At 69.5% G+C, this 24,440-nt stretch carries 20 protein-coding genes; 10 read left to right on the top strand and 10 right to left on the bottom strand.

The window, feature by feature from the left end:
- Positions 1–47: 47 nt before the first annotated feature.
- Together FJ694_RS07420 and FJ694_RS07415 are read right to left on the bottom strand one after the other, a co-directional pair.
- A complete protein-coding gene (locus FJ694_RS07420) occupies positions 48–695 on the bottom strand; it encodes a 2-dehydro-3-deoxy-6-phosphogalactonate aldolase (protein ID WP_198320750.1) in 648 nt (215 codons plus the stop codon).
- 311 nt (positions 696–1,006) lie between these two features.
- Positions 1,007–2,011, bottom strand: coding sequence for an AraC family transcriptional regulator (locus FJ694_RS07415; protein ID WP_157265522.1), 1,005 nt, complete (start codon positions 2,009–2,011; stop codon positions 1,007–1,009).
- 143 nt (positions 2,012–2,154) lie between these two features.
- On the opposite strand from FJ694_RS07415, the gene FJ694_RS07410 reads away from it, so the two are divergent.
- Positions 2,155–2,985 (top strand): class I SAM-dependent methyltransferase, encoded by an 831-nt coding sequence (locus FJ694_RS07410; protein WP_157265520.1) that lies wholly within the window; start codon positions 2,155–2,157, stop codon positions 2,983–2,985.
- Positions 2,986–3,540: 555 nt separating this feature from the next.
- Positions 3,541–5,250, top strand: coding sequence for an MASE1 domain-containing protein (locus FJ694_RS07405; protein ID WP_157265518.1), 1,710 nt, complete (start codon positions 3,541–3,543; stop codon positions 5,248–5,250).
- 84 nt (positions 5,251–5,334) lie between these two features.
- On the opposite strand, the gene FJ694_RS07400 is transcribed toward FJ694_RS07405, so the two are convergent.
- The gene (locus FJ694_RS07400) at positions 5,335–5,688 is read right to left on the bottom strand and encodes a DUF1428 domain-containing protein (RefSeq protein WP_157265516.1); all 354 of its coding nucleotides are present in this window, start codon (positions 5,686–5,688) and stop codon (positions 5,335–5,337) included.
- A gap of 352 nt (positions 5,689–6,040) precedes the next feature.
- Here FJ694_RS07400 and katG point away from each other — a divergent pair, with 352 nt between their 5' ends.
- The 7 genes from katG (at position 6,041) to FJ694_RS07365 (ending at position 15,215) form a co-directional block, all read left to right on the top strand.
- Entirely contained in the window at positions 6,041–8,254 is a 2,214-nt protein-coding gene (katG, locus tag FJ694_RS07395; protein WP_157265514.1) for a catalase/peroxidase HPI, read from the top strand.
- 517 nt (positions 8,255–8,771) lie between these two features.
- Positions 8,772–9,359 (top strand): isochorismatase family protein, encoded by a 588-nt coding sequence (locus FJ694_RS07390; protein WP_198320749.1) that lies wholly within the window; start codon positions 8,772–8,774, stop codon positions 9,357–9,359.
- A 596-nt stretch (positions 9,360–9,955) separates the two neighbouring features.
- Positions 9,956–11,146, top strand: a complete 1,191-nt coding sequence (locus tag FJ694_RS07385; protein WP_232539940.1) for an ABC transporter substrate-binding protein — start codon at positions 9,956–9,958, stop codon at positions 11,144–11,146.
- Positions 11,147–11,443: 297 nt separating this feature from the next.
- Positions 11,444–12,310 (top strand): DUF3014 domain-containing protein, encoded by an 867-nt coding sequence (locus FJ694_RS07380; protein ID WP_157265510.1) that lies wholly within the window; start codon positions 11,444–11,446, stop codon positions 12,308–12,310.
- A gap of 6 nt (positions 12,311–12,316) precedes the next feature.
- Positions 12,317–13,510, top strand: a complete 1,194-nt coding sequence (locus FJ694_RS07375) for a cation:proton antiporter (protein WP_157265508.1) — start codon at positions 12,317–12,319, stop codon at positions 13,508–13,510.
- 1 nt (position 13,511) lies between these two features.
- Positions 13,512–14,636, top strand: a complete 1,125-nt coding sequence (locus FJ694_RS07370; protein ID WP_157265506.1) for a YbdK family carboxylate-amine ligase — start codon at positions 13,512–13,514, stop codon at positions 14,634–14,636.
- Between the two features lie 66 nt (positions 14,637–14,702).
- On the top strand, positions 14,703–15,215 hold the full coding sequence (locus FJ694_RS07365) for a MarR family winged helix-turn-helix transcriptional regulator (protein ID WP_232539939.1): 513 nt from the start codon (positions 14,703–14,705) through the stop codon (positions 15,213–15,215).
- A gap of 219 nt (positions 15,216–15,434) precedes the next feature.
- Here the strand turns inward: FJ694_RS07365 and FJ694_RS07360 are convergent, their stop codons facing one another.
- The 5 genes from FJ694_RS07360 to glnT all read right to left on the bottom strand — a co-directional run bounded on the left by FJ694_RS07360 (position 15,435) and on the right by glnT (position 21,773).
- Positions 15,435–17,345, bottom strand: coding sequence for a sigma-54-dependent Fis family transcriptional regulator (locus FJ694_RS07360; RefSeq protein ID WP_232539950.1), 1,911 nt, complete (start codon positions 17,343–17,345; stop codon positions 15,435–15,437).
- Positions 17,346–17,456: 111 nt separating this feature from the next.
- The gene (locus FJ694_RS07355) at positions 17,457–18,824 is read right to left on the bottom strand and encodes an FMN-binding glutamate synthase family protein (protein ID WP_157265502.1); all 1,368 of its coding nucleotides are present in this window, start codon (positions 18,822–18,824) and stop codon (positions 17,457–17,459) included.
- Between the two features lies 1 nt (position 18,825).
- Positions 18,826–19,515 (bottom strand): protein glxC, encoded by a 690-nt coding sequence (locus FJ694_RS07350; protein ID WP_157265500.1) that lies wholly within the window; start codon positions 19,513–19,515, stop codon positions 18,826–18,828.
- A complete protein-coding gene (locus tag FJ694_RS07345) occupies positions 19,503–20,411 on the bottom strand; it encodes a class II glutamine amidotransferase domain-containing protein (RefSeq protein ID WP_157265498.1) in 909 nt (302 codons plus the stop codon). Before FJ694_RS07345 ends, FJ694_RS07350 begins: the two co-directional genes overlap by 13 nt.
- Positions 20,412–20,423: 12 nt before the next feature.
- On the bottom strand, positions 20,424–21,773 hold the full coding sequence (gene glnT / locus FJ694_RS07340) for a type III glutamate--ammonia ligase (RefSeq protein WP_232539949.1): 1,350 nt from the start codon (positions 21,771–21,773) through the stop codon (positions 20,424–20,426).
- Positions 21,774–22,175: 402 nt separating this feature from the next.
- On the opposite strand from glnT, the gene FJ694_RS07335 reads away from it, so the two are divergent.
- On the top strand, positions 22,176–22,772 hold the full coding sequence (locus FJ694_RS07335) for a helix-turn-helix domain-containing protein (protein ID WP_157265494.1): 597 nt from the start codon (positions 22,176–22,178) through the stop codon (positions 22,770–22,772).
- A gap of 71 nt (positions 22,773–22,843) precedes the next feature.
- On the opposite strand, the gene FJ694_RS07330 is transcribed toward FJ694_RS07335, so the two are convergent.
- On the bottom strand, positions 22,844–23,179 hold the full coding sequence (locus tag FJ694_RS07330; protein WP_157265492.1) for a P-II family nitrogen regulator: 336 nt from the start codon (positions 23,177–23,179) through the stop codon (positions 22,844–22,846).
- Between the two features lie 13 nt (positions 23,180–23,192).
- A partial coding sequence (locus FJ694_RS07325; RefSeq protein ID WP_198320748.1) for an ammonium transporter occupies positions 23,193–24,440 on the bottom strand: 1,248 nt, incomplete at its 5' end.

Here is a 24,440-nt window from a genome sequence, read left to right as displayed (position 1 = left end):
CGGGCCGGCGGCAGCAGCGGCCAGGGCCGCGCAGGCGAGGAAAGGAATCAGGACGGCAGGGCCTGCCAGGCGCGCACGAAGTCGCGGGCCCGGGCCGCCACGTCGGCGGCACTGCGCCCGGGCGCGTACAGCGCCGAGCCCAGGCCGAAGCCGGCCGCGCCGGCGGCGCGGTAGCCCGCCATCGCTTCGGGCGTGATGCCGCCCACCGGCAGCAGCCGCACCGACCCGGGCAGCACGGCGCGCAGCGCCTTCACGACCGTCGGCGGCAGGGCCTCGGCGGGAAAGAGCTTCAGCGCGTCGGCGCCGGCGTCGAGGGCGGCAAAAGCCTCGGTCGGCGTGGCCACGCCGGGCAGCGCGACCAGGCCCAGCGCCTTCGCCGCCCGGACCAGCGCCGGCGGCGCATGCGGGCTGACGGCCAGCTCGGCGCCCGTGGCGGCCAGGCGTTCGAGGTCGTCTTGGCGCAGCACCGTGCCCGCGCCCACCAGCACCTCGGCCGGCAGGGCGCGGCGCAGCGCGGCGATGCTGTCGAAGGGCTGCGGCGAGTTCAGTGGCACCTCGATGAGGCGAAAGCCCGCCTCCACCAGCGCGCGGCCCACCGGCAGCGCCTCGTCGGGCGCGAGGCCGCGCAGGATCGCGACCAGCGGCAGCTGGTCCATCGCGCGGTCGAACGCGCTGCGGCATGGTTGCCCGTTCATCGGTCGGTCTCCGTCGAGGGTAGCGATCAGCCCGCCTTCGCGGGCCGGCCGTGCCAGTGACTGTGGCGCGGTGTTGCCCAGCAGCGCGTGCTGGCGCACCACCGGTCCTGCTGCGGTTGTGGATTCATGGGCCGGCATGCCAGGAAGCCTGGCCGCCAAGGTGTCGAACAGCGGTCATCTTCATCAATAAGTGGGACGGCTTGCCGTCCGGAGCGTTTCAAGGCGTGCATCGGGGCCGCCGATGGGCCTGGTGCGTTCAAATGGTGGGACAGTGCCGCGCGCCCGTGCCCGTCCCTGGCATCCCGCCCCGCTCAGGACGCCGGCGCCTGGGCCCGCCGCCAGGCCGCGGGTGGCAGACCGGTCGCACGCTTGAACGCGCGCGAGAACGCCGCCTCGGACTCGTAGCCCACCTGCTGCGCGACCGAGGCCACCACCATGTGGCCTTCGCTCAAGAGCCGCGCACCGCATTGCAGCCGCCACTGCGTGAGGTACTGCATCGGCGGCATGCCGACGAGCGCGACGAAGCGCTCGTGCAGCGCGGAGCGCGACAGGCCGGCGCGGCGCCCAAGCTCTTCGAGCGTCCAGGGCTGCGCGGGGTCGCCGTGCATCAACGCGAGCGCGCGTCCGACCTGACGGTCGCGCAGCGCGCCCAGCCAGCCTTGCGACTGCTCGGGCAGCGCGTCGAGGTAGCGCCTGGCCGCATCGACGAAGACCATCTCGCTCACCCGCTGCAGCAGCGCGGCTCCTCCCGCGCGCTGCGCACCCCACTCCTGCGCCGCCTGCTCCAGCACCGGTGCCACCCAGGTGCCCACGCCCGCTGCCGGCAGGTGCAGCAGGCGCGGCAGCGCGTCGATGAGCGGGTTGAAGGGCTTGAGGTCGCAGGCAATGAAGCCGCACAGAATGACGGCGGACGCATCCTTCGCGGGCAGGCCTTCGCCGGCCACGAAGGCGCCGCCGCGGTACGAGATCGGGATCGGCTTCGGGTCGTCGCGCATGCGCGTGAGCCAGTCGCCCTCGTGGGCGGGCGAGATGCCGGGTGCGCTGGAGACGACGTGCGCGTCGCCGTGCGGCAGCATGACGATGTCGCCGGCGCCGAGCCGCAACGGCGGCTCGCCGTCCACCGCGACCCAGCCGCCGCCCTTCACGAACAGGTGGTATTCGATGACGTGATCGGCACCGGGCATCACCGCCGGCCCCATCTCCTGCGAGGACGGCGCCCACGCCGACCAATCGTCACGGCAGCTCACGTGAAAGAACACGGAGCCTCGCAGTCGAACGCTGCGCAGCACGTCGGACAGCGGGTCGAGTGCGTTCATGCCTGCCTCGCCAATGCAATCGCGGACGAATGAGCAAACGCGGGCGACGCCAGGGAAAGCGCGCCGGAGGTCATCCGCGAATCATGCACGCACCGGTGCACGGATGCGCCGGACCCACTCTTTCGACAATGGAAAGCGACACCATGACCACCGCCTCCACCCCGACGCAAACACCCGACTACGCCGCGATCAAGCAGCGCCAGCAGGCGACCTGGGCCAGCGGCGACTACGCCGTCGTCGGCACGACGCTGCAGATCGTCGGCGAGCAGCTCGCCGAGGCCGCCGACGTGCGAGGCGACGAGCGCGTGCTCGACGTGGCCGCCGGCAACGGCAACGCCTCGCTCGCCGCCGCGCGCCGCTATGCCCGCGTCACCTCCACCGACTACGTGCCCGAGCTGCTCGACAAGGGCCGCCGGCGTGCCGAGGCCGACGGCCTGGACATCCGCTTCGAGGTGGCCGACGTCGAGGCCCTGCCGTACGAATCGGCGAGCTTCGACGTGGTGCTCTCGACCTTCGGCGTCATGTTCGCCCCCGACCATGCGACGGCCGCGCGCGAGATGCTGCGTGTCACACGCCCGGGCGGCCGCATCGCGCTGGCGAACTGGACGCCCGAAGGCTTCATCGGCCGCCTCTTCAAGATCATCGGCGCGCACGTCGCGCCGCCGGCGGGCGTGCGCTCGCCCGCGCTGTGGGGCACCGAGGCGCACCTCATGTCGCTGTTCGGTCCCGCGGCGCGCGAGCTGCGCGTCGAGCGCAAGCGATTCAACTTCCGCTACCGCTCGGCGGCGCATTTCCTCCAGGTGTTCGCCGACTGCTACGGCCCGACCCACAAGGCGCTCGCCTCGCTCAGCGAGCAGGGCCGCGCGGCGCTACAGGCCGACATCGCATCGCTGCTCGGCGAGCTCGACGTGGGCGGTGGCCGCGGCCTGGTCGTGCCCAGCGAGTACGCGGAAGTGGTCATTACGGTCGCCTGATCCACCCCGGCGAGCGCGGCGGGCGGGCCGCTCGCGCCGAGCATATCGGGCACCACGAGGCCCGGCGGCGCACCCTGGCGCCCTGGCTGTTCGGTTGAAGCTGCAACCATGGCCCTTTCGCTCGCGGATCCGACAGGCTCGTTCGCGGATGGAGTGACGCCTTCGGCCTGGAAAGGGCTGCGGCATGCGGCTGCGAACAGGGCAGGCAAGTCAATAGGTAACGGGGTAGAAATATGGGCGGAGCGACCCATTCCTGGGCCGATCCGGGGAAGTCTCGTTTCGCCTGCCACCGCAGCCGCGACTTTCATGGAGTCGTGCCGCTCTTCACAAAAACATCCTGGCGGTGACTGGGTTGGATGGATTCCGATCTTGTAGATTTTCGGGCGCATGACCGCCTGAGCCTGCACCAGAGTACCGGGCGTGTGCCCGGTACCGTCGGCTGCGGGTGGTCATGAGAAGCTGGGTTGAATCGGGACGCGCGGGGGCGTGAGGGCATTGCGGCTCGGCAGCTTGCTGAAGCGACAACAACCAATGAAGTGAACGGCTGAGCGCACCTTGAAGAACAAGATCGCGGATGGTGCAACCGGCGCTACCGAGTCCGGCATTGCCGCGCGCATCGCGCGGCTGCTGGCATTTGCCGCCCTCTACCTGCTTGCCGCGTGGGGCGGGCAGGCGTTTTTCATCGCGCCGGACCAGGGCGTGGCGCTATGGCCGCCCAGCGGCATCTTCCTGGCCGCACTGCTGCTGATTAAGCGGCGCGATCGGCCCTGGCTTGTCGCTCTGGCGTTGTGTGCCGACTTCGGTGCCAGCACGGTCCTGTTCGGCTTTCCGCCGGGCATTGCCTTGACCATCGCCGTGGGCAACGCACTCGAAGCCACCGTGGGTGCGTTCCTGCTCCGGCGCTGGGCGGGCGGGCATTTCAGGATCGCGGATACGGGCTCGGTGCTGGCGTTCGTGCTGCTGTCGGCACTGGCCAGCCCGCTGCTGAGCACGGTCCTGGGTGGCACGGCCATCAGCATCCATACCGGCGAGCCGCTGCTGACCTCGTGGAAGCTGTGGTGGACGGGTGACTCGGCAGGGGTATTGATCTTCACGCCCTTGACGCTGGTCCTGTTCGGCCGCAGGGACGACGGTGACCGGCCGGCGGCCGGTCGGGTCGAGGTGCTGCTCATGCTGTGCGCGCTGTTGCTGGTGGGCCATGCCGTGATGTCCCGGCCCTATCCGACCATGTTCATGATCCTGCCGGTGCTGATCTGGGCGGCGTTGCGCGGGGAGCATCGCGCCATCGCCCTGGCCAACGCCGTCGTGACGCTGCAGGTCGTGCTCTACACGCAGTTCGGCCATGGTCCCTTCGCGGCCGACTACGCCCTGCATGAGCGGCAACTGCTGGTGCAGTCCTTCATCATGGCTGCGACGCTGACCGGGCTGGTGCTGGCAGGCCAGGCGTGCCAGCGCCGGCGCTCGACGCTCGATCTCGACGCCGCGCGCGCGGCTGCGGAAAGGGCGCTAGCGGCGGCCGAAGCCGCTCAGGCCCGCGCCGAGCACGCCAACCGGGCGAAGTCGCAGTTCCTGGCCAACATGAGCCACGAGTTCCATACGCCGCTGAACGCGGTGATCGGCTTGGGGCACCTGCTGTCGAAGATGGATCTGCCCCGCAAGGCGGGCGAGTACGCGACTCACATCCAGCAGGCAGGCAACCAGCTGCTGGCACTGACCACCGACGTGCTGGATGTGTCGCGCATGGAGGCCGGGGCGCTCGAGCTTGAGCAAGTGCCCTTCAAGCCCCACGTCGTGCTGTACGAGGCCGTAGCCTTCGTGCGGCCGCAAGCCGAGGCCAAGGGCCTGGCGTTGCGGTTGGACGTGGCGCCGGCGCTGCCGGCGACGCTGCTGGGAGACCCGACCCGCCTGCTGCAGGTGCTGATGAACCTGCTTGGAAATGCCGTGAAGTTCACGCGCGTCGGCGGCGTGGAGTTGCGCGTGCACGTCGTCGCTCAGTCGATGCACCAGGTCACGCTGCGCCTGGACGTGGTCGATACCGGTAGCGGCATAGCGCCCGAGCAGCACGAGCGCATCTTCGAGACCTTCGCCCAGGTCGACGATTCCATCGGGCGGCTCCATGGCGGAACCGGCCTGGGGCTGTCCATCGTGCGCCACCTGGTGGGGCTCATGGGTGGCACGCTGGAGCTGCAAAGCATGCCGGGAGCGGGCAGTACCTTCAGTGTCACGGTGATGTTCGAGCTGCCCGTGGCCCCGGGCGCCGCTTGAGGAAGTTCGCGGCGCGAAGCGGCGGCGCGGACAAGCCTCCAGGCGCTGCTGGTGCCGGCGCATACCAAGCCGCCGGCTGACGCATCAGGCAGTCACGATCATCTGGAAGCCGCCGTAGATGAGGCGCTTGCCGTCGAAAGGCATGGGGTTGACATCGGGCTGCACGCGCGGGTCGGCCATCACCCTCCTCATGCCCTCGTCGCGGACCTGCCTCGACGGCCAGGTGATCCAGGAGAACACGACCGTCTCGTCCGGCTGGCATTGCACGGCCATCGGGAACGAGGTCAGCTTCCCCTGTGGCACGTCGTCGCCCCAGCACTCCACCACGCTCAGCGCACCGTGCTCCCTGAACACGGCGGCCGCCTTCTCGGCGTGCTGCCTGTAAACCTCCCGATTGGCCGTAGGCACGGCAGCGACGAAACCATCGACATAGTCCATGTGTATCTCCAACTGTTGAACCGGCATGCCTGACCGCGGCACCCTGGACGGATACTGTATGCGCATACAGTTGTTGCGGCAATGGTGGCAGTGCAGCGTGGATGGCGATGACCGGGCCGCACCGTCTGGTGCGCCTTCGGGCGCGGCACCAGAGTGCCCAGCTGTGTCAAAGGGCAGGGCGCTGTGCTCCGGCACCCTGCGGCTGCCGTAGACGGACGCTATCGCAGCGATACGAGGAGACTTCTTCACGGCCCTGGCCAGCGTCTCTATCCTCGATGTCCCGTCAACGGCACCAGAGCACGCCCGGCCCGCGCCGCGTTCTCTTTGCCACGGAACCGAGGAGACCTGCCACATGAACGACCTGTCGCAGTGCCCTGTCGCGCACGACACCAAGCCCCGGCAACGACGCAACAATGCCCAATGGTGGCCTGACCGGCTGCCGCTGGAGCTGCTGCACCAGCATTCGGCGCTGTCGGACCCGATGGTGCAGGACTTCGACTACAAGCGGGAATTCCGCAGCCTTGACCTCGACGCCGTCATCGCCGACCTGCACGCGCTGATGACGGATTCGCAGGACTGGTGGCCCGCCGACTACGGGCATTACGGACCGCTCTTCATCCGCATGGCCTGGCACTCGGCCGGCACCTACCGCATCTTCGATGGCCGCGGCGGCGCGCGCTCCGGCGAGCAGCGCTTCGCGCCCCTGAACAGCTGGCCCGACAACGGCAACCTCGACAAGGCGCGGCGGCTGCTGTGGCCGGTCAAGCAGAAGTACGGCAAGAAGCTGTCGTGGGCCGACCTGATGATCCTGGCCGGCAACGTCGCGCTGGAGTCGATGGGCTTCAAGACCTTCGGCTTTGGTGGCGGCCGCGAGGACATCTGGGAGCCGCAACCCATCGACTGGGGCCCTGAATCGACCTGGCTGGGCGACGAGCGCTACAGCGGCGAGCGCGAGCTGGCGCGGCCGCTGGCCGCGGTGCAGATGGGCCTGATCTACGTGAACCCGGAAGGCCCCAACGGCCAGCCCGACCCGGCCGCGTCGGCCCGCGACATCCGCGACACCTTTGGCCGCATGGCCATGGACGACTACGAGACCGTCGCGCTGGTGGCCGGCGGCCACACCTTCGGCAAGTGCCACGGCGCCGGCCCCGCCCACCACGTCGGCGCGGAGCCGGAAGGGGCCAACATCGAGGAGCTGGGCCTGGGCTGGAAGAGCGCCTACGAGTCGGGCATCGGCGCGCACGCCATCACCAGCGGCCTCGAGGGCGCGTGGACGCCCACGCCGACGCAGTGGGACATGAGCTACTTCGAGACGCTGTTCGGCTTCGAATGGGAGCTCACGCAGAGCCCGGCCGGCGCGCACCAGTGGAAGCCCAAGGGCGACGCCGGGCGCAACGTGCCCGACGCGCACGTGCCCGGCAAGCTCCACCAGCCGATGATGAGCACGGCCGACCTGGCGCTGCGCGCGGACCCCGCCTACGAGAAGATCAGCCGCCATTTCATGGCGAATCCGCAGGAGTTCGCGGACGCTTTCGCCCGAGCCTGGTTCAAGCTCACGCACCGCGACATGGGTCCCAAGGTGCGCTACCTGGGACCGCTGGTGCCGCAGGAGGATCTGCTGTGGCAGGACCCGATCCCGCCGCTGGACCATCCGCTCATCGACGCGGCCGACATCCAGGCGCTCAAGGCCCGGCTGCTCGGCGCCGGACTGAGCACGCGGCAGCTGGTGAAGACGGCCTGGGCCTCGGCCTCGACCTTCCGTGGCAGCGACCTGCGCGGCGGCGCCAACGGCGCGCGCATCCGGCTGGCGCCGCAGAAGGACTGGGAGGCCAACGAGCCCGCCGAGCTGGCCCGGGTGCTGTCCACGCTGGAAGGGATCCAGGCCGAGTTCAACGGCGCACAGGCCGGCGGCAAGAAAGTGTCGCTGGCCGACCTGATCGTGCTGGGCGGCTGCGCCGCGGTGGAAGCCGCCGCGCGCCAGGCGGGCCACGACGTCACGGTGCCTTTCACGCCGGGCCGCATGGATGCCTCGCTGGAGCAGACCGACGTCAACGCTTTCGAGGTGCTGGAGCCGGCGGCTGACGGCTTTCGCAACTACGCGCGCGCCGGCGGCGACGCGCAGCTGGCCAACGCGCTCATCGACAAGGCCAACCTGCTGATGCTGACCGCGCCGGAGATGACGGTGCTCGTCGGCGGCCTGCGCGCACTCGACGCCAATGCGAACCACGCGCCGCATGGCGTCTTCACGCAGCGCCCCGGCATGCTCACGCCCGACTTCTTCCGCAACCTGCTCGACATGCGCACCGCCTGGAAGAAGTCCGAGACGCAACCGGGCATCTTCGAGGGCACCGACCGCAAGACCGGCGCGCCGCGCTGGACCGCCACCATCGTGGACCTGGTCTTTGGCTCGAATGCGCAGTTGCGCGCGCTGTCGGAGGTATATGCGGCGGCCGACGGCGAGGCGCAGTTCGTCAGCGACTTCGTCGCCGCGTGGGACAAGGTGATGAACCTCGACCGCTTCGACCTCCGGTACGGCAACAGCGACACCGCGCTGAGCGGGCATTGACGGCGTGCCGTGCCGGGCAGGCGATGCGTCCCGGGTTGTGGTGGGCGACGAAGGCGGCAAACCGCGGCGGACCGCCGTGCATCGCCCGTGCAGGGGCAATGCGGGTGAAATGCCGCGGCAAGCGACTGGAAGCACGGCCGAAGGGCAGCCCCGGGGGAACTGCCCAAATTTTGAGCAGTAACCAGACGCCCCTTGTGAATCAGCCACTTGGCCGCGCCGCATGCAGGTACGCCACAAGGTTATCCACAGATTCGGGGGGTAACTGCCGACACAAGGCAGCTCCGGCTGTGCGATGCCGGGTGACGGGTACCGGTCCGGGGTGACGGCGCGCACCTGGCCCGGGCCTGGAAAGGCCTGTGGCCACCGGAACCGCGATCGATGTCAGACCCACGCTGCGCCCCGATGCGCGTGGTCTTCGCTGACGCCGCCTCATGCCCACGGGCCGCCGCTGCCGACCGAAGCATGGCTCCGCCTATCCTTGCCTCGTCGCAATCAGAACCGGGTGGAGACGACAGCCATGCTGAAGATGGACGCCGCGCGCAGCGTGCTCGTGCTGGTCGATTACCAGGAGCGGCTCATGCCGGCCATCGATGGCGCCGAGGCCGTGGTCGAGGCGGCCCTGGCACTTGCCGATGCCGCGCGCGTGCTGGGCATCCGGGTCGTGGGCACGGAGCAGAACCCCGACGGCCTGGGGCCCAATGCCGAGGCCGTGCGCCGGCGCTGCGACGTCACGCTGCCCAAGATGCATTTCGATGCCTGCAGCGACGGGCTGGCCGAGTTGCTGTGCGAAGGCCGTGCGCAAGGCGATCGGCCCGAGGTCGTGATTGCCGGCTGCGAGGCGCACGTGTGCCTGATGCAGACAGCCCTGGGGTTGCTGGAGCGGGGCTTCCGGACCTGGGTGGTCGAGACGGCCTGCGGCTCGCGCCGCAGCACCGACAGGCAGGCCGCCATGCAGCGGCTGCGGGAGTCCGGCGCGACCGTCGTCACCGACGACATGGTGCTGTTCGAGTGGGTCCGTCACTGCCGCCAGCCGCAGTTCAAGGCGGTACTGGAACTGGTCAAGCGCCGCGGCGTTACCCCGCCGCCGCGGGCTGCAGGCAGTTGAGCCAAGGCGAGGCCGCGGCGCCGGGCCTTGAACGCAGCCGTCGCTGTCGCCCACAGCGCCCGGAGCGTATCGAAGCGCCTCGACCCATCACGAATCGCGCCAGACCGCCTGAGTGCCGATCAAGCAACATACCCGTAGCGCAGTGCTCCAGGCAGTCTCCACCGCGTCCCGTCTCTCTTCGTGTGGTCGCTTGTTCCGGCCATGTTGACAATTGAGAGCCGGTCCGGTGCGGCCGCTGCGTGAGTGCCGATTGAAGGCCGGTATGAGGATGGAAAAAGGAAGAGAACGCGCAGCGTGAGGCGTTTGATGGATCTGTTTCGGGTATGTTGCAAGAAATGCTTGCGTTGTCTGCAGCCTGCTCCCGTTGGCCGAGGGCATTCGTCGCCGCGGCAAGCGCTTCAGCGCCGTCGCTGGCGCACGCCGGGCGCGTGAAACTGCGGCCAGGACCCAGCGTGAAAGGCAGGCAACTGCTGTGGTCGCCCGGGCCTGAAGGCGTCGGGCACGGGATTCTTCTTCCACGGCAGCCTGGCCGTCACTGCGCACGACCGCGGCTCGCCGGAGACTCGGAGGTTCGAAACATGAGGACAGGGTGCAGCATGGTCGCTGCCGTTTGCATGGTTTGCGTGGCCTTTCCCGGCATCGTGCAGGCGCAGGTATCGAGCGATGTGATCCGCATCGGCTTCATCACCGACATGTCCGGCCTCTACGCCGACCTTGACGGACCCGGCGGTGCGGAGGCCATTCGCATGGCCATCGCGGACGTCGGCGGCACCGTGGCGGGCAGGAGGGTCGAACTGCTGGTGGCCGACCACCAGAACAAGGCCGACGTGGCCAGCGCCAAGGCACGGGAGTGGTTCGACACCCAGGGCCTGGACATGCTCGTCGGCGGTACCCACTCCGGTGCTAGCCTGGCCATGGCCAAGCTGGCGGCCGAGAAGAAGAAGCCCTTCATCGCAGTGGGCGCGGGCACCTCGGCGCTGACCAACGAGCAGTGCTCCCCCTACACCATCCATTGGGCCTACGACACGGTGGCGCAGGCCAAGGGCACGGGCGCTGCGGTCGTCAGGGCCGGCGGCAAAAGCTGGTACTTCCTCACCGCCGACTACACCTTCGGCCAGGCGCTTCAGAACGATACCGCGATCGTCGTCCAGGCCGCCGGCGGCACGGTGACGGGCTCGGTGAGACACCCGCTGTCGGCCAGCGATTTCTCCAGCTTCCTGCTGCAGGCGCAGTCGAGCAAGGCGCAGATCCTGGGCCTGGCCAACGCCGGCGGCGACACCATCAACGCCATCAAGGCGGCCAACGAGTTCGGCATCACCCGGTCGATGAAGCTGGCGGGGCTGCTGATGTCCATCAACGACGTGCACTCGCTGGGCCTCAGGGTCACGCAGGGCATGTACCTCACCGACAGCTGGTACTGGAACCGCGACGCCGAAACCCGAGCCTGGGGCCGGCGTTTCTTCGGGAAGTTCAAGCGCATGCCGTCGTCGCTGCAGGCCGCCAACTACTCCGCCGCGCTGAACTACCTGCAGGCGGTCAAGGCCACCGGCACCGATGATGGCGACAAGGTGATGGAGCAACTGCGCAGGACCAGGATCAACGACGTCTTTGCCAGGGGCGGCTACGTGCGCGGGGACGGCCGCATGGTGCACGACATGTACCTCATGCAGGTCAAGACGCCGGCGCAGTCCACCGAGCCCTGGGACTATTACAACGTCGTGGAGACGATCCCGGGCGAGCAGGCCTTCACGACCAGGGCCGAGAGCAGGTGCACGGCATGGAAGTGACGCGGCCGCGCATGGTCCTTCACGCCGCGACGAGGTGCGCCTCCGTGCCGCCTGAGTGCCTCATCCGGGCACCGGCATGAGCATCCGCGCATGCCTGGTGCCGGATGCATCTCGTCCGGGATTGCATGCCGTGCGCCCGTGCCCTGACTTCCGGTTCTGGTTGCGGCATCAATCAGCCAGGGAAGAGCGACTCGCCGGGGAACGCGGCGTCTTGGGGAAGAAGCAGGTCCGGGAGGCGGTACATTTGCACAAACATTAAACTGCGTGTCGAGTTCCTGAAACGTACGGAGAGCAGCCATGAGCATCACGGGTCGCGCTGCGTTCCTGGGCGCTGTCGCTACGGTGGTCGCCGTGGTCGCCTTGCGTTGGCGCAGCCAGGAGGAGGTGCCGATTCCGGTGCCTGTGCAGCCTGACGCCACGACGGTATCGGCCGCGCCGCCGGCTCCAGCGAGCGGCATCGAAGCAGGCGCTGCCGCGGCCAGTGCCGCGGCAGCGTCGCAGCCCGAACCGCAAGCGCGCATCGAGGTGCCTGCCGCCGCAGCACCCTTGGGCAGCCAGGAGGACGTTGTCGCGGCACTGGTCGATCTGCTGGGCCGCAAGGCCGTCCTGACGTTCCTGCAGACGGACGACTTCGCGCGACGCCTTGTCGCGACCGTCGACAACCTCGGGCGCACCCATGCGCCGGCACGCCTGTGGCCGTTCAATCCGACGGGCGGGCGCTTCACGGTGCAAGCGCACGAAGGCCGCTCCATCATCGCCCCCGACAACGCGCTGCGCTACACGCCCTTCGTGCTGCTGGCGGAGACGGTCAGCGTGGAGCGTGCCGTGGACCTCTACGTGCGCATGTACCCGCTGCTGCAACAGAGCTGGGTGGATCTGGGCTACCCGAAGGGCTACTTCAACGATCGGCTGCTGCAGGTCATCGACCTGCTGCTGGCCACACCGGAGGTCGAGCATCCGGTGCCGGTTCAGCTCACCGAGGTCAAGGGCCCCATACCGTCGGAGCAGCCCTGGGTGCGCTACGAGTTCGCAGACCCGGCACTGGAGGCGCTGTCGGCCGGCCAGAAGCTGCTGTTGCGCACCGGCGCGGTGAACCAGCGCCGGCTCAAGGGCAAGCTGCAGGAGCTGCGCAACGAACTGGTCAAGCGGGCCGCGGAGCGATAAGGCACGGTGGATACTTTCGAGCAATTTTCCGGCGCCACGGAACTGGGCTGGCCGCTGCTGCTGGCCCTGGCCTGGGTCGTGGGCGAGCTGGGCTACCGGTGGACGAAGCTGCCTCGCATCAGCCTGTACGCCCTGGTGGGCTTCGCAGCCGCGCAACTGGGCGGCACGCTGCTGCCCGCGGCGGGCGACAACACCGGCATGCTGCTGGCCAACATCTCGTTCGGGCTGATCCTCTTCGAGTTCGGCTACCGCATCAACCTGCGCTGGCTGCGCATCAATCCCTGGCTTGGCGCAAGCGGCGTGCTCGAAGCCTCGTTGACCTTCGTCGCGATCTACTTCCTGTCGCGGGCATGGGGCTCGCCGGTGCTCACGTCCTTGCTGCTGGCGTCGCTGTCGATGTCCACCTCGCCGGCGGCCGTGATGCGGGTGATCAACGAGCAGCGCAGCGCGGGACAGGTGACGGAGCGGCTGCTGCACCTGACGGCCCTCAACTGCGTGCTGTCCGTGTTCGCGTTCAAGGTCGTCGTGGGCTTCTGGGCCTTCGACAGCTCGGGCAACGTGTGGCAGGCGGTGTCCAGCAGTGTCCTGGTGCTGGTCGCATCGGCGGCGCTGGGCATCGCATTCGGCATCGGGATGCCCGGCCTGCTGCGGCGCCTGGGAACACTCGGCCGCGATGCGACGGTGGCCTTCGCGGTCGCCGTGATCCTGCTCGTCGGCATCGCGCAGGCCTTCAAACTCTCGCCGCTGCTGGCGGCGCTGGCCTTCGGCCTCGTGGCACGCCATCACCGGGTTGCGCTCACGCAGACGCAGCGCAACTTTGGCGTGCTGGGCGAGCTGCTGGCCGTCGCGCTGTTCACCTACACCGCCATGGCGGTGGAGTGGCCACGCGTGGTGGCCGGGCTGGGGCTGGGGCTGGCTCTAGTCACGCTGCGCCTGGTGATCAAGGTCGCATGCGTCACCGCGCTGGCGCGAGCCAGCGGCAGCTCCTGGCGCAAGGGAGCACTGACGGGCCTGGCCCTGACGCCGATTTCCGTGTTCGTGATCCTGCTGCTGGACCAGACCCGCTACCTGGGCATCGACCTGCTCGACCAGCTCGCGCCGCTGGCGGCCGCAACGCTGCTGCTCGAACTCGTCGGCCCGGCGGTGTCGCAATATGCGCTGCGCCGCGCCGGCGAGTGCCGTGAATCCGAGGGGGCGTGAGATGCCGCTGGCAACCTTCAAGGCTTCCAAGGCGCTGACGCTGGGCGTCGAGCTGGAGCTGCAACTCGTGTCCCTGAGCGATTTCGATCTCGTGGAGGCCAGCCCCGACATGCTCGAGCTGCTTGGGCGCGGCAGTTTTCCTGGCACCGTGGTACCCGAGATCACGGAGAGCATGATCGAGATCTCGACCGACGTGCACTCGCGCCATGCCGACCTGCTCTCCCAGCTGCACGCGATCCGCGACGCGCTGGTGCACGCGGGCGACATGCTCAACGTGGGCGTGTGCGGCGGCGGTGCGCACCCGTTCCAGCAGTGGGCCGAGCGCAGGATCTTCTCCAAGCCGCGCTTCAAGGAAGTCTCGGCGCTGTACGGCTACCTCGCCAAGCAGTTCACGATCTTCGGCCAGCATGTGCACGTCGGCTGCGAGTCGGGCGACGACGCGATGTTCCTGCTGCATTCGTTGGGCCGCTACATCCCGCATTTCATCGCGCTGTCAGCCTCGTCGCCCTTCGTGCAGGGCAGCGACACGCTCTTCCAATCGGCGCGCCTGAACTCGGTGTTTGCCTTCCCCCTGAGCGGCCGCGCTCCCTTCCTGCTGCGCTGGAACGACTTCGAGGCCGACTACTTCGCGCACATGGAGCGCACGGGCATCGTCAAGTCCATGAAGGATTTCTACTGGGACATCCGGCCCAAGCCCGAGTACGGGACGATCGAGCTGCGCGTGTGCGACACGCCGCTGACGGTGGAGCGGGCCGCGGCGCTGGCGTGCTACCTGCAGGCGCTTTGCCTGGGCCTGTTGCAGCGCGACGAGCCGCCGCCGGCCGAGAGCGACTACCTGGTCTACAACTACAACCGCTTTCAGGCCTGCCGATTCGGGCTGGACGGGACGGTCGTCGATCCGAAAACGTACGCGACGCGCACGGTGCGCGAGGACATCCTGGCCACGCTGTCTCGCCTCATGCCGCACGCCCACGCCCTGGAGGCGGGTGCGGCGCTGGAGCACCTGCTTGGCGTCGTTCACGCGGGCAGCGACGCGTCGTACCTGCGCCAGCAGCACCGCGAGCGCGGCAGCGCCGAAGGGATCGTGGAGGCAGCGATCGAGCGGTTTCGAGCGGGCAAGCCATGAAGCCACCACGGCCCGGTGCAGCGCCTGCGATGACGGGCCATCCCTGGGCTTGAATACCATCCATCGATGTCCACAGCGCGCAACAAGCCGGCGGGAATGTCTTCGTCGCCGCCCGAGAAGGATGAACTGGCCGCCGAGGTGCTCAGGCAATTCCGGCAAGTCTTCAACGCGGTGAAGACGCATTTCCAGCAGGTCGAGAAGAAGGTCGGCCTGGGAGGCGCACAGGTGTGGGCGCTCAGCGTGATCCGCGACACCGCCGGCATCCGCGTCACCGAGCTGGCCCAGGCCATGGACATCCACCAGTCCACGGCCAGCAACCTGGTCAAGGGCCTGCTCGACAAGGACTTGATCTCGGCGGAAAGGGACGGCCCCGACAAGCGCGTGGTGCGGCTCAAGCTCCAGCCGGCAGGCGACAAGGCGCTGCGCGCGGTACCCGGTCCGTTCGAGGGCGTATTGCCCAACGCGTTGCAGTCCCTGGACGTTCCGACACTCAAGCGCCTGAACACGGATCTGGGTGGGCTGGTCACGATACTCCGCGCCGATGAACGCAGCGCCCAGGTGCCCTTGGCCGAAATGTGAGCCCCGCACGCGCCTCGTCTTCGTGCAGGCCATGGCTGGCGGGGCCGGCAGACCCAGGACGCAGCCGGCCTGAGCGAATGACAAGCTGCGTTCGGAGAAAACCGCGGCTGGCGCGCCAATAGCATTTATGTCCAATCGGTTGGGCGCTCAACCGCGTTGAACCGCGACAGCCGCCTCGACGCATGTCGCGACACCGGCTTGCGCTGCGGCAGTTTCCGTTCAATCCCTCTGGGAAACGGGGATCTGCAGCCTGTGGAGCTTGCGGTAGAGCGTGTTTCGGCTGAGGTCGAGCGTCCTGGCGACGAGGCTGATGTTCCAGCGGTGCTGCTGGAGCAGCTGCAGCAGTGCCTGCCGCTCGTGCACCTGGAGCGGGTTCAGCTTTCCGGCTTTCGCTTCCAGACGAGTTTCCGGCTGCGTGGGCCGGGGCGCTGCAGGGAGTTCCGCCGGCCGCAGCATCGGCAGGTGCTCAACGTCTATGGGTTGCCCGTCGGCCAGCGCCACGGCAGCACGCAGCGCATGGCGCAGCTGGCGCACGTTGCCGGGCCAGGCGTGGCCGAGCAGCAGCCGCTCGGCGCGCCGCGTCAATGGCGCCGGTCCGCCGTTTTCCTCTTCGAGCACGCGCAGGATCAGGTCGCGCTTGTCCGCGCGCTCACGCAGCGCGGGCAAGTGCAGCTCGACGCCGGCAAGCCGGTAGTACAGGTCCTCGCGGAACTGCCCGTGCGCCACCAGGTCCAGCAAGTTGCGATGGCTGGCGCTGAGCAACTGGAAGTCCACGCGCTGCGATTCCTCGGTGCCCAGCGGCGAGACACGGCGCTCGTCCAGCACCCGAAGCAGCCGCGCCTGCAGCAACAGCGGCATGTCGCCGATCTCGTCGAGGAACAGCGTGCCCCCGTCGGCCTGCAGGATCTTGCCCCGGCGCCCGCTCTTCTGGGCGCCGGTGAAGGCGCCGGCCCGGTAACCGAACAGCTCGGCTTCGATCAGGCTTTCCGGGATGCTGGCGCAGTTGACCGCCACGAAGCTGCCCTGGGCACGGGAGCCCGCGGCATGGACGGCGCGGGCGAACACCTCCTTGCCGGCGCCGCTCTCTCCACGCAGCAGCACGGGCGTGCCCCGCGCAACGACACGGCAGGCCATGTGCAGTTGCCGAGCCAGTTGCGGGTCGGCGCCGACCGCGCCGGCCGGCGGCGCGCTGCGTGCGATCGCAAGCGCGGGCGCTGCGGGCGGACTTCCCGGCGCAACGGCATCCACCGGCGGGCGCAGCAAGGCGAAGAAGCGGTGCGCGCCATGGAGCCTGTAGGCGGGCACCGGATGGAAGGAAGCGGCGCGGCACCGCTCCAGCAGGTCCGCCAGCGACGTCTGGAACACATCTCCCAACGTCCGCCCGCACAGCGCCTGCGCCGATTCCACGCCAAGCTGGAACAGGGCACTGCGGTTGGCGGCCAGGATGCGCCCCTGCCGGTCGAGCGCCAGCCGGCCCTCGTGCAGCGTGTGCACGAACTCCGGGCGGGTGTGGAAGTGCAGGGAATGGCTGCCGGGAAAGCGCCGGTCGATGAGCCGGTTCTCGATCATGCGGGCGGTCATGCCCAGCAGCACCAGCACGTGCTGCTGCTGCAGCGCCGAGCGGCTGGTGACGTCCAGCACGGCCACCAGCCGCCCGCCCGGGTCGTGCACCGGCACGGCCGAGCAGGTCAGCGAGCTCAGGTGCGCGAAGAAGTGTTCCTCCCGGCGCACCGACACCGGCTCGGCCAGCGCCAGGCAGGTGCCCATGCCGTTGGTACCGGCGACGGCCTCGGTCCACACGGCCCCGACCGTGAGCCCCACGGATTCGGCCTCGCGGGCGAACTCCGGTGAGGACGCGACATGCAGGATCACGCCATCGGCGTCGGTGAGCACGACGGCCGTTTCGGCATCGGCGAGCTGCTGGTAGAGCGTGCTCATCTCGAGCCGCGCACTGTCGAGCAGGTCGCTCATGCGCGAGCGGCGCGCTTCCACGGCCACGCGGTCGAGCAGCGTGGGCCGTGGAGCTCGCGCAGGATCGAGGCGGTGGTCGTTGAGGCACCGCGTCCAGGACTGGACAACCGCGTGATGCGTGCCGGGCGGCAGTCCGTTACGGACGCCACCCGGGCCCATTTCACCGGGCCGGTCGGTTTGCAGTTGAGCGTGCATCTTCCAGTGGTCAATCCGCCACGGGAAGGCGGCGGGTGCGCCTTCCCGTGACCGCTGCCTTCAACGCGCCGCGCGTCAGCCGCCGTGCCCGGGGATCCAGCTCGTGCCGGCCAGCGGTATGCGGGCCATCGCGGCGGCCTCCACCGTCAGCGCCACCAGGTCCTCCGGCTCCAGGTGGTGCACGTCCTGCTTGCCGCAGGCGCGCGCCAGCGTGGTCAGCTCCATCGTGAGCGTCTTGAGGTAGTTCCTCAGGTGCCTGGCGCCCCACTGCGGCTGCAGCCGCTGCTCCAGCACCGCGTCCTGCGTGGTGATGCCCACCGGGCACTTGCCCGTGTGGCAGTGGTGGCAGAAGCCCGCCTCGGTGCCCAGCGCCGCGTAGTCGGCCTCGGCGCTGAGGGGCTGGCCGTCCTGGAAGTACACCTCGCGGTTGCAGCCCAGCGCCATGAGCGTGCCCTGCCCGATCGCCACCGCGTCCGCGCCCAGCGCCAGCGCCTTGGCCACGTCCGCGCCGGTGCGGATGCCGCCGGAGACGATCAGCTGCACCTTGCCCTTCATGTCCAGGTCTTCGAGCGCATCCACGGCCTGGCGCACCGCCGCCAGCGTCGGGATACCCACGTGCTCGATGAAGCAGGTCTGCGTGGCGGCGGTGCCGCCCTGCATGCCGTCGACCACCACCACGTCGGCGCCGGCGTGCACCGCGAGCTTGACGTCGTTGAAGACGCGCGTGGCGCCCACCTTCACGTAGATGGGCTTTTCCCAGTCGGTGATCTCGCGCAGTTCCTGGATCTTGATGGCCAGGTCGTCCGGGCCGGTCCAGTCCGGATGGCGGCAGGCCGAGCGCTGGTCCACGCCTTCGGGCAGCGTGCGCATCCTGGCCACGCGCGGGTTGACCTTCTGGCCCAGCAGCATGCCGCCGCCGCCGGGCTTGGCGCCCTGGCCGATGACGACCTCGATCGCGTCGGCGCGGCGCACGTCGTCGGGCTTGAAGCCGTAGCGCGAGGGCAGGCACTGGTACACCAGCGTCCTGGACGACTCGCGCTCCTCGCTGGTCATGCCGCCGTCGCCCGTCGTGGTGGAGGTGCCCATCTCCGTGGCGGCGCGGCCCAGCGCCTCCTTCACGTTGGCCGAGAGCGCGCCGAAGCTCATGCCGGCGATCGTGATCGGGATGTCGAGCTCGATGGGCTTCTTCGCGAAGCGCGTGCCCAGCACGGTCCTGGTCACGCAGCGCTCGCGGTAGCCTTCGAGCGGGTAGCGCGACAGCGAGCCGGCCAGGAACACCAGGTCGTCGAAGTGCGGCAGCTTGCGCTTGGCCCCCAGGCCACGGATCTCGTACAGGCCGGTGGCCGAGGCGCGGTGGATGTAGTCGAGCACCGATCGGTCGAAGCCCGCGGACTCCTCGCGCTGCAGGCGCTTGAACTGGAGGGGATGTTCGTTGTGGGCCATGTCAGTACTCCTGGTTGGCGTCGGCATTCCAGTGATAGAGGCTTCGGGCCGAGGCCACGCGCCTGAAGGCCTGCGGGTCGTGCGCCAGGCCCGCCTCGGCGAGCAGCCGCTTCAGCACCGCGACGTCGGCCTCGCCCAGCGGCTCGTACTGCGCGTCCGCGCCCAGCGAGGCCACGTCGCCCTTCACGTAGATCACGGCCTCGTACAGCGAGTCGCCCAGCGCGTGCCCGGCGTTGCCGCAGATCACCATGTGCCCGGCCTGCGCCATGAAGCCCGAGAAGCTGCCCACCGAGCCGCCCACGACGATGTCGCCGCCCTTGAGCGAGATGCCGCAGCGCAGGCCCGCGTCGCCGTCGATCACCAGCACCCCGCCATGCGCGGAGGCGCCGGCGCCGTTGGAGGCGAAGCCCCGCACGTGCACCTTGCCGCTCATCATGTTCTCGGCCACGCCGGTGCCGGCGCTGCCCTCGATGACGACGGTGGCCTTCTGGTTCATGCCCGCGGCGTAGTAGCCGGCATGGCCGTGCACCGTCACCTGCACCGGCGCGTTCAGGCCCACGGCCAGGTTGTGCGCGCCGTCGGGGTTGAGGATCTCGACCTGGCGCCCGGCGAGCTTGTCGGCCGGCGCGTGCAGGAACTGGTTGACCTCGCGCACCGAGGTGCGGCCCAGGTCGAAGCTCAGACTTTCCATACGTACATTTCCTCGGGAGCGGGTTCGAACACGGTGGCGTGCTTCACGTCGGGCAGGTGCGCCAGCGAGCGGAACTCGGAGGCGATGGCCACGTAGGCGTCGGTCTCGGCCACCACCGCGGGCTTGCAGGCGAAGGGGTCGCGGATCAGCGCGAGCTCCGTGGGCGTGCCCATCAGGAAGGTGTAGAAGCCGTCGAGCGCCTCGAAGCCCTTTTGCAGCGCCACCTCCAAGTCGTCGCCCTCGCGCAGCCGCCACTCCAGGAAGCGGCACGCGGCCTCGGTGTCGTTGTCGGTCTCGAACTTGATGCCGCGCGGCTCGAGCATGCGGCGCACGCCGTTGGGGTTGGACAGCGAGCCGTTGTGCACCAGGCAGAAGTCCTCGCCCGCGGTGAAGGGGTGGGCCCGGTCGGGCGTCACGGCCGACTCGGTGGCCATGCGGGTGTGGCCCACCAGGTGGCTGCCCGTGAGCTGGCCGAAGCGGTAGCGCTCGGCCACCTGCGCGGGCGTGCCGATGTCCTTGTACAGCTCGATGCTGCGCCCGGCCGAGAGCAGGTGCAGCTTCGGGCCGTGGGCCTTGATCCAGGCCTTCACGGGGTCGGCCGCGCCGTCGAAGGTGATGACGGCGTGGTTGCCCTTGACCGCGGCGCTGGCCTGCACGCCCAGCGCCTCGTTGAGCGCGCCCACGAGTGCCTGCCAGTCATAGCCGGCGCCCTGCTCGGTCAGGCCCGAGTACACGCTGATCTTGCGCCGGCCCTCGGCCAGCGGGGGCGTGAACACGGCCAGCCCGGCCGAGTCCGGGCCGCGCTCCGTCATGCCGATGAGCATGGGCACCATCAGCTCGCCCAGTTGCCCGCGCAACGCGGGCGTCTTCAACAGCAGTCCTACGATTCCGCACATGGTTCGCGTCCTTCAGAAGAATTCGAGATAGGTCTTGATCTCCCAGTCGGAGACGTGGCGCATGTACTCCAGCCATTCCATGCGCTTGAGCTTGAGGAACTCGCCGGCCAGCGGCCCCAGCGCCGTGCACACCACCTCGTCGCGCTCCAGCGCGTCCAGCGCCGCGCCCAGGTTCTGCGGCAGCAGCCCGATGCCGGCCTCCTTGAGCTGCGCCTCGCTCCACTCGTAGAGGTTGACGTTCTGCGGCGCGCCGGGGTCGAGTTCGCGCTCGATGCCGTCCAGGCCCGCGGCGATCACCGCGGCCGTGGCCAGGTAGGGGTTGCAGGCGCCGTCGGGCAGCCGCAGCTCCAGCCGGCCCCTGGGCACGCGCACCATGGTCGAGCGGTTGTTGTCGCCGTAGCTGATGTACGCCGGCGCCCAGGTCGCGCCGGTGAGCGAGCGCCCGACCACCAGGCGCTTGTAGGAGTTGACGGTCGGTGCGCACAGCGCGGTCAGCGCCGGCGCGTGCGCCAGCAGCCCGCCCAGGAAGTGGTAGGCCATGGGCGAGAGCTCCAGGCCCTGCGGGTCGTTCTTGTCGGCAAACAGGTTGCGCTTGCCGTCGCCCAGCGACAGGTGCATGTGCATGCCGTTGCCGGGCCGGTTGGAGAACGGCTTGGGCATGAAGGAGCACACCAGCCCCAGCTCGTTGGCGATTTCCGACGCCGCCATCTTGAAGAAGATGAAGTGGTCGCAGGAGGTCAGGCAGTCGGTGTAGGTGTAGTTGAGCTCGAACTGGCCGTTGGCGTCCTCGTGGTCGATCTGGTAGACGTCGATGCCCGAGGCGCGCAGCGCGCCCGACAGCCGCTCCAGGAATGCGCGCGTGCGCGACAGGCCCTTGTAGTCGTAGCAGGGCTTGGCCAGCGTGTCGCTGGGGTCGCACGGCCCGATGCTGCCGTCGTCGTTGCGGCGCAGCAGCGAGAACTCCGGCTCCAGCCCGGTGAACATCGTCAGCCCGCGCTGCGCCAGGCGCGCCACCTGGCGCTTGAGCAGCACGCGGCTGTCGAAGGGCCAGGGCTGGCCCTCGACGTGGCCCTCGCACACGATGCGCGCCAGCCCCGGCTGCCACGGCACCAGCGACACGGTGGAAAGGTCGCCCACGGCCATGAAGTCCGGCCCGTGCGGCTCGATGCCCACGCCGCAGATGGCGAAGCCCGCGAAGCCCGCCCCTTCCCTGAGCACCGTGCCCAGGTGCGCCACCGGCACCGACTTGGCCTTGGCCACGCCGTGGATGTCGACGAACTGGGCCAGCACGTAACCCACGCCCTGGGAGCGCAGGTACTTCTGCGCCTCCTCGACGCTGTCGAAGCGCGGCGGCTCGACCAGGGCGTCGGGCGCGGCTTCCTCCTTCTGGGGCGATCCTTTGTTCACTGGGGGCTCCTGTGTCCTGTGAAGGGGCGGCATCCGGGCGCTGCGGTCCCGCGCCACGCGGGATCGAACAAGGCAGCGCCAGCGGCTCCGTGTTTCTTCCAATGCAACGTTTATGCCTACAGCGAAACACGGGCCGGCCGCTGGCGATGAGGCCGCAGCCCCGGGAGCGGCGCCTCGAACCGGGCCGCGACTGCCCTTCGCGGACGCCGCGCATGCCCCGGAAGGCGGCATGCGGCGCACGCGGCCGGTGCGCCCCGCCCTGATTGCGTGCGCAACGGCCGGGGCCGTTCCAGCCCGGCCCGTGGCTCGGGCCGCCCTCTACACTGGCGCCCTGTGGGGCCTGACGGAGATCGAGGAATGGACAAGCAGGACGGCCTGCCTTCGCTGGAGGAATCGGTGGGCGCGGCCATCCGCGAGCTGCGCCAGCGCCATGGGCTGACCATCGCGCAGGTGTCGGAGCAGGCCGGCATCAGCCGCGGCATGCTCTCCAAGATCGAGACCGGCCACACCAGCGCCGGCGTGGAAACGCTGGCGCGCATCGCGCGCGCTCTCGGGGTGTCGATGTCGATGCTGTTCAGCAAGTACGACGCGTCGGCCAGCACGGCCCAGCACATCAAGCGCGGCATGGGCATGGAGGTGGTGCGCCGCGGCACGCGCAGCGGCCACACCTACCACCTGCTGGCGTACGACCAGGGCCCGACCAAGCTGTTCGAGCCCTTCCTCATCACGATGGACGACGACTCCCAGCGCTACCCCACCTTCCAGCACCCGGGCACGGAGTTCCTCTACATGCTCGAAGGCGAGCTGGAGTACCGCTGCGGCAACGAGACCTACCTGCTGGAGCCGGGCGACTCGCTGAGCTTCCAGGGCGACGTGCCGCACGGGCCGGAGCGGCTGGCGCGCTGCCCGATCAAGTTCCTCTCCGTCATCGTCTACCCGCGCACGGCCGAGTGAAGCGCCAAGGGAGCCCGGCCATGGGCCGGGCTCCCGCGCAGGACGACGTACTTGAAGGCAGCCGCGGCGCGCTACAGCGCGTCCGCGCCCCGCTCGCCGGTGCGCACGCGCACCGCCTCTTCCACGGGCAGCACCAGCAGCGCCAGCTGGGCAGGCACGGCGGCCTGCAAGGCCTCCAGCGCTTCCAGCACCTGCTCGCGCAGCGGGTCGTGCACGGCCACTTCCAGCTGCACCTGCGGCTCGAAATCGACCCGCAGCTCGGTGCCGCGGTAGAACTCGGTGTGGCCGGCATGGTGGCCGAAGTGCCGCACCTCGGTCACGGTCATGCCCTGCACGCCCAGGGCATGCAGCGCCCGGTGCGCGGCGTCGAGCTGGTGGGGCGCCAGCGTGGCACGGATGAGCTTCATGATGGCCGGCTCCTCAGTTGGTGTAGCGGTAGCCGACCTCGCCGTGCGAGGACAGGTCCAGGCCTTCGATCTCCTGGTCATCGTCCACGCGCAGCCCGCCGCACAGCCGCGCCGTGAGCTTCAGCGCGATCCAGCTGCTGGCCGCCGAGTACGCCACGCTGAACAGCACCACGCCCAGCTGCACCAGCGCCTGCGAGCCGATGCTGCGCCCTTCCGCGAAGCCCAGGCCGCCCAGCGCCGGCAGCGCGAACACCGGCGTCAGCAGCCCGCCCACGATGCCGCCCACGCCGTGCACGCCGAACACGTCGAAGGAGTCGTCCAGGCCCAGCGCGGGCTTGAGCTGCTCCACCGCCCACACGCACACCGGCGACACCAGCAGGCCCAGCAGGATTGCGCCCATGGGCCCGACGAAACCGCAGGCCGGCGTGATGGCCACCAGCCCGGCGATGGCGCCGGAAACCACGCCCAGCATGCTGGGCTTGCCGCGGTGCCACCACTCGACCGCCATCCACGACATGGCGCCCGCGCAGCTCGCCAGCATGCAGTTCACGATCACCAGCATCGCGAAGCCGTTGGCCGCCAGCACGCAGCCGCCGCAAAAGCCCAGCCAGCCCACCCACAGCAGCGAGCCGCCGGTCATCGTCATCGTCATGTTGTGCGGCGCGAGCTGCGCGGTGCCGAAGCCCTTGCGCCGCCCCACCAGCCAGGCCGCCACCAGCGAGGCGATGCCCACGTTGACGTGCACCACGTTGCCCCCGGCAAAGTCCTGCACGCCGAGCTGGAACACCCAGCCGCCGCCCCAGGCCATGTGCGCCATGGGCACGTAGTTGAGCGTGAACCACAGCGCCATGAACACCATCACCGCCGAGAAGCGCATGCGCTCGGCGAAGGCGCCGACGATGATCGCCGGCGTGATGGCCGCGAACATCAGCATGAACAGGAAGTACAGCAGCTCGGGAATAGTGCCCTGCAGCGCGTCCTGCCCGACGCCGCGCAGGCCGAGCTTGTCGGTGCCGCCGATGACGGCCTGCCAGGCGCCGCCGTCGGCGAACGTGAGGCTGTAGCCGTAGAGCGCGAACAGCAGCGACACCAGCGAGGCCACGCTGAAGACCTGCATCAGCACCGACAGCACGTTCTTGCTGCGCGCCAGCCCGCCGTAGAACAGTGCCAGGCCCGGCAGCGTCATCAGCAGCACCACCAGGCTGCACAGCGCCACGAAGGCGGTGTCGCCGGTGTCGAGCCTGGGCACGGCGGGCGCGGC

The organism is Azohydromonas aeria (genome assembly GCF_009760915.1).
In the GTDB taxonomy this organism is placed as follows: Bacteria; Pseudomonadota; Gammaproteobacteria; order Burkholderiales; family Burkholderiaceae_C; genus Azohydromonas; species Azohydromonas aeria.
The sequence above is the reverse complement of the archived record's forward strand: the minus strand, read 5'-3'. Positions and strand labels throughout refer to the sequence as shown.

Coding starts and splice junctions, on each gene's coding strand:
- FJ694_RS07420 (WP_198320750.1), bottom strand. CDS start 695: ATGAACGGGCAACCATGCCGCAGCGCGTTCGACCGCGCGATGGACCAG.
- FJ694_RS07415 (WP_157265522.1), bottom strand. CDS start 2,011: ATGAACGCACTCGACCCGCTGTCCGACGTGCTGCGCAGCGTTCGACTG.
- FJ694_RS07410 (WP_157265520.1), top strand. CDS start 2,155: ATGACCACCGCCTCCACCCCGACGCAAACACCCGACTACGCCGCGATC.
- FJ694_RS07400 (WP_157265516.1), bottom strand. CDS start 5,688: ATGGACTATGTCGATGGTTTCGTCGCTGCCGTGCCTACGGCCAATCGG.
- katG (WP_157265514.1), top strand. CDS start 6,041: ATGAACGACCTGTCGCAGTGCCCTGTCGCGCACGACACCAAGCCCCGG.
- FJ694_RS07390 (WP_198320749.1), top strand. CDS start 8,772: ATGCTGAAGATGGACGCCGCGCGCAGCGTGCTCGTGCTGGTCGATTAC.
- FJ694_RS07385 (WP_232539940.1), top strand. CDS start 9,956: ATGGTCGCTGCCGTTTGCATGGTTTGCGTGGCCTTTCCCGGCATCGTG.
- FJ694_RS07380 (WP_157265510.1), top strand. CDS start 11,444: ATGAGCATCACGGGTCGCGCTGCGTTCCTGGGCGCTGTCGCTACGGTG.
- FJ694_RS07370 (WP_157265506.1), top strand. CDS start 13,512: ATGCCGCTGGCAACCTTCAAGGCTTCCAAGGCGCTGACGCTGGGCGTC.
- FJ694_RS07365 (WP_232539939.1), top strand. CDS start 14,703: ATGTCCACAGCGCGCAACAAGCCGGCGGGAATGTCTTCGTCGCCGCCC.
- FJ694_RS07360 (WP_232539950.1), bottom strand. CDS start 17,345: ATGGGCCCGGGTGGCGTCCGTAACGGACTGCCGCCCGGCACGCATCAC.
- FJ694_RS07355 (WP_157265502.1), bottom strand. CDS start 18,824: ATGGCCCACAACGAACATCCCCTCCAGTTCAAGCGCCTGCAGCGCGAG.
- FJ694_RS07350 (WP_157265500.1), bottom strand. CDS start 19,515: ATGGAAAGTCTGAGCTTCGACCTGGGCCGCACCTCGGTGCGCGAGGTC.
- FJ694_RS07345 (WP_157265498.1), bottom strand. CDS start 20,411: ATGTGCGGAATCGTAGGACTGCTGTTGAAGACGCCCGCGTTGCGCGGG.
- FJ694_RS07335 (WP_157265494.1), top strand. CDS start 22,176: ATGGACAAGCAGGACGGCCTGCCTTCGCTGGAGGAATCGGTGGGCGCG.
- FJ694_RS07330 (WP_157265492.1), bottom strand. CDS start 23,179: ATGAAGCTCATCCGTGCCACGCTGGCGCCCCACCAGCTCGACGCCGCG.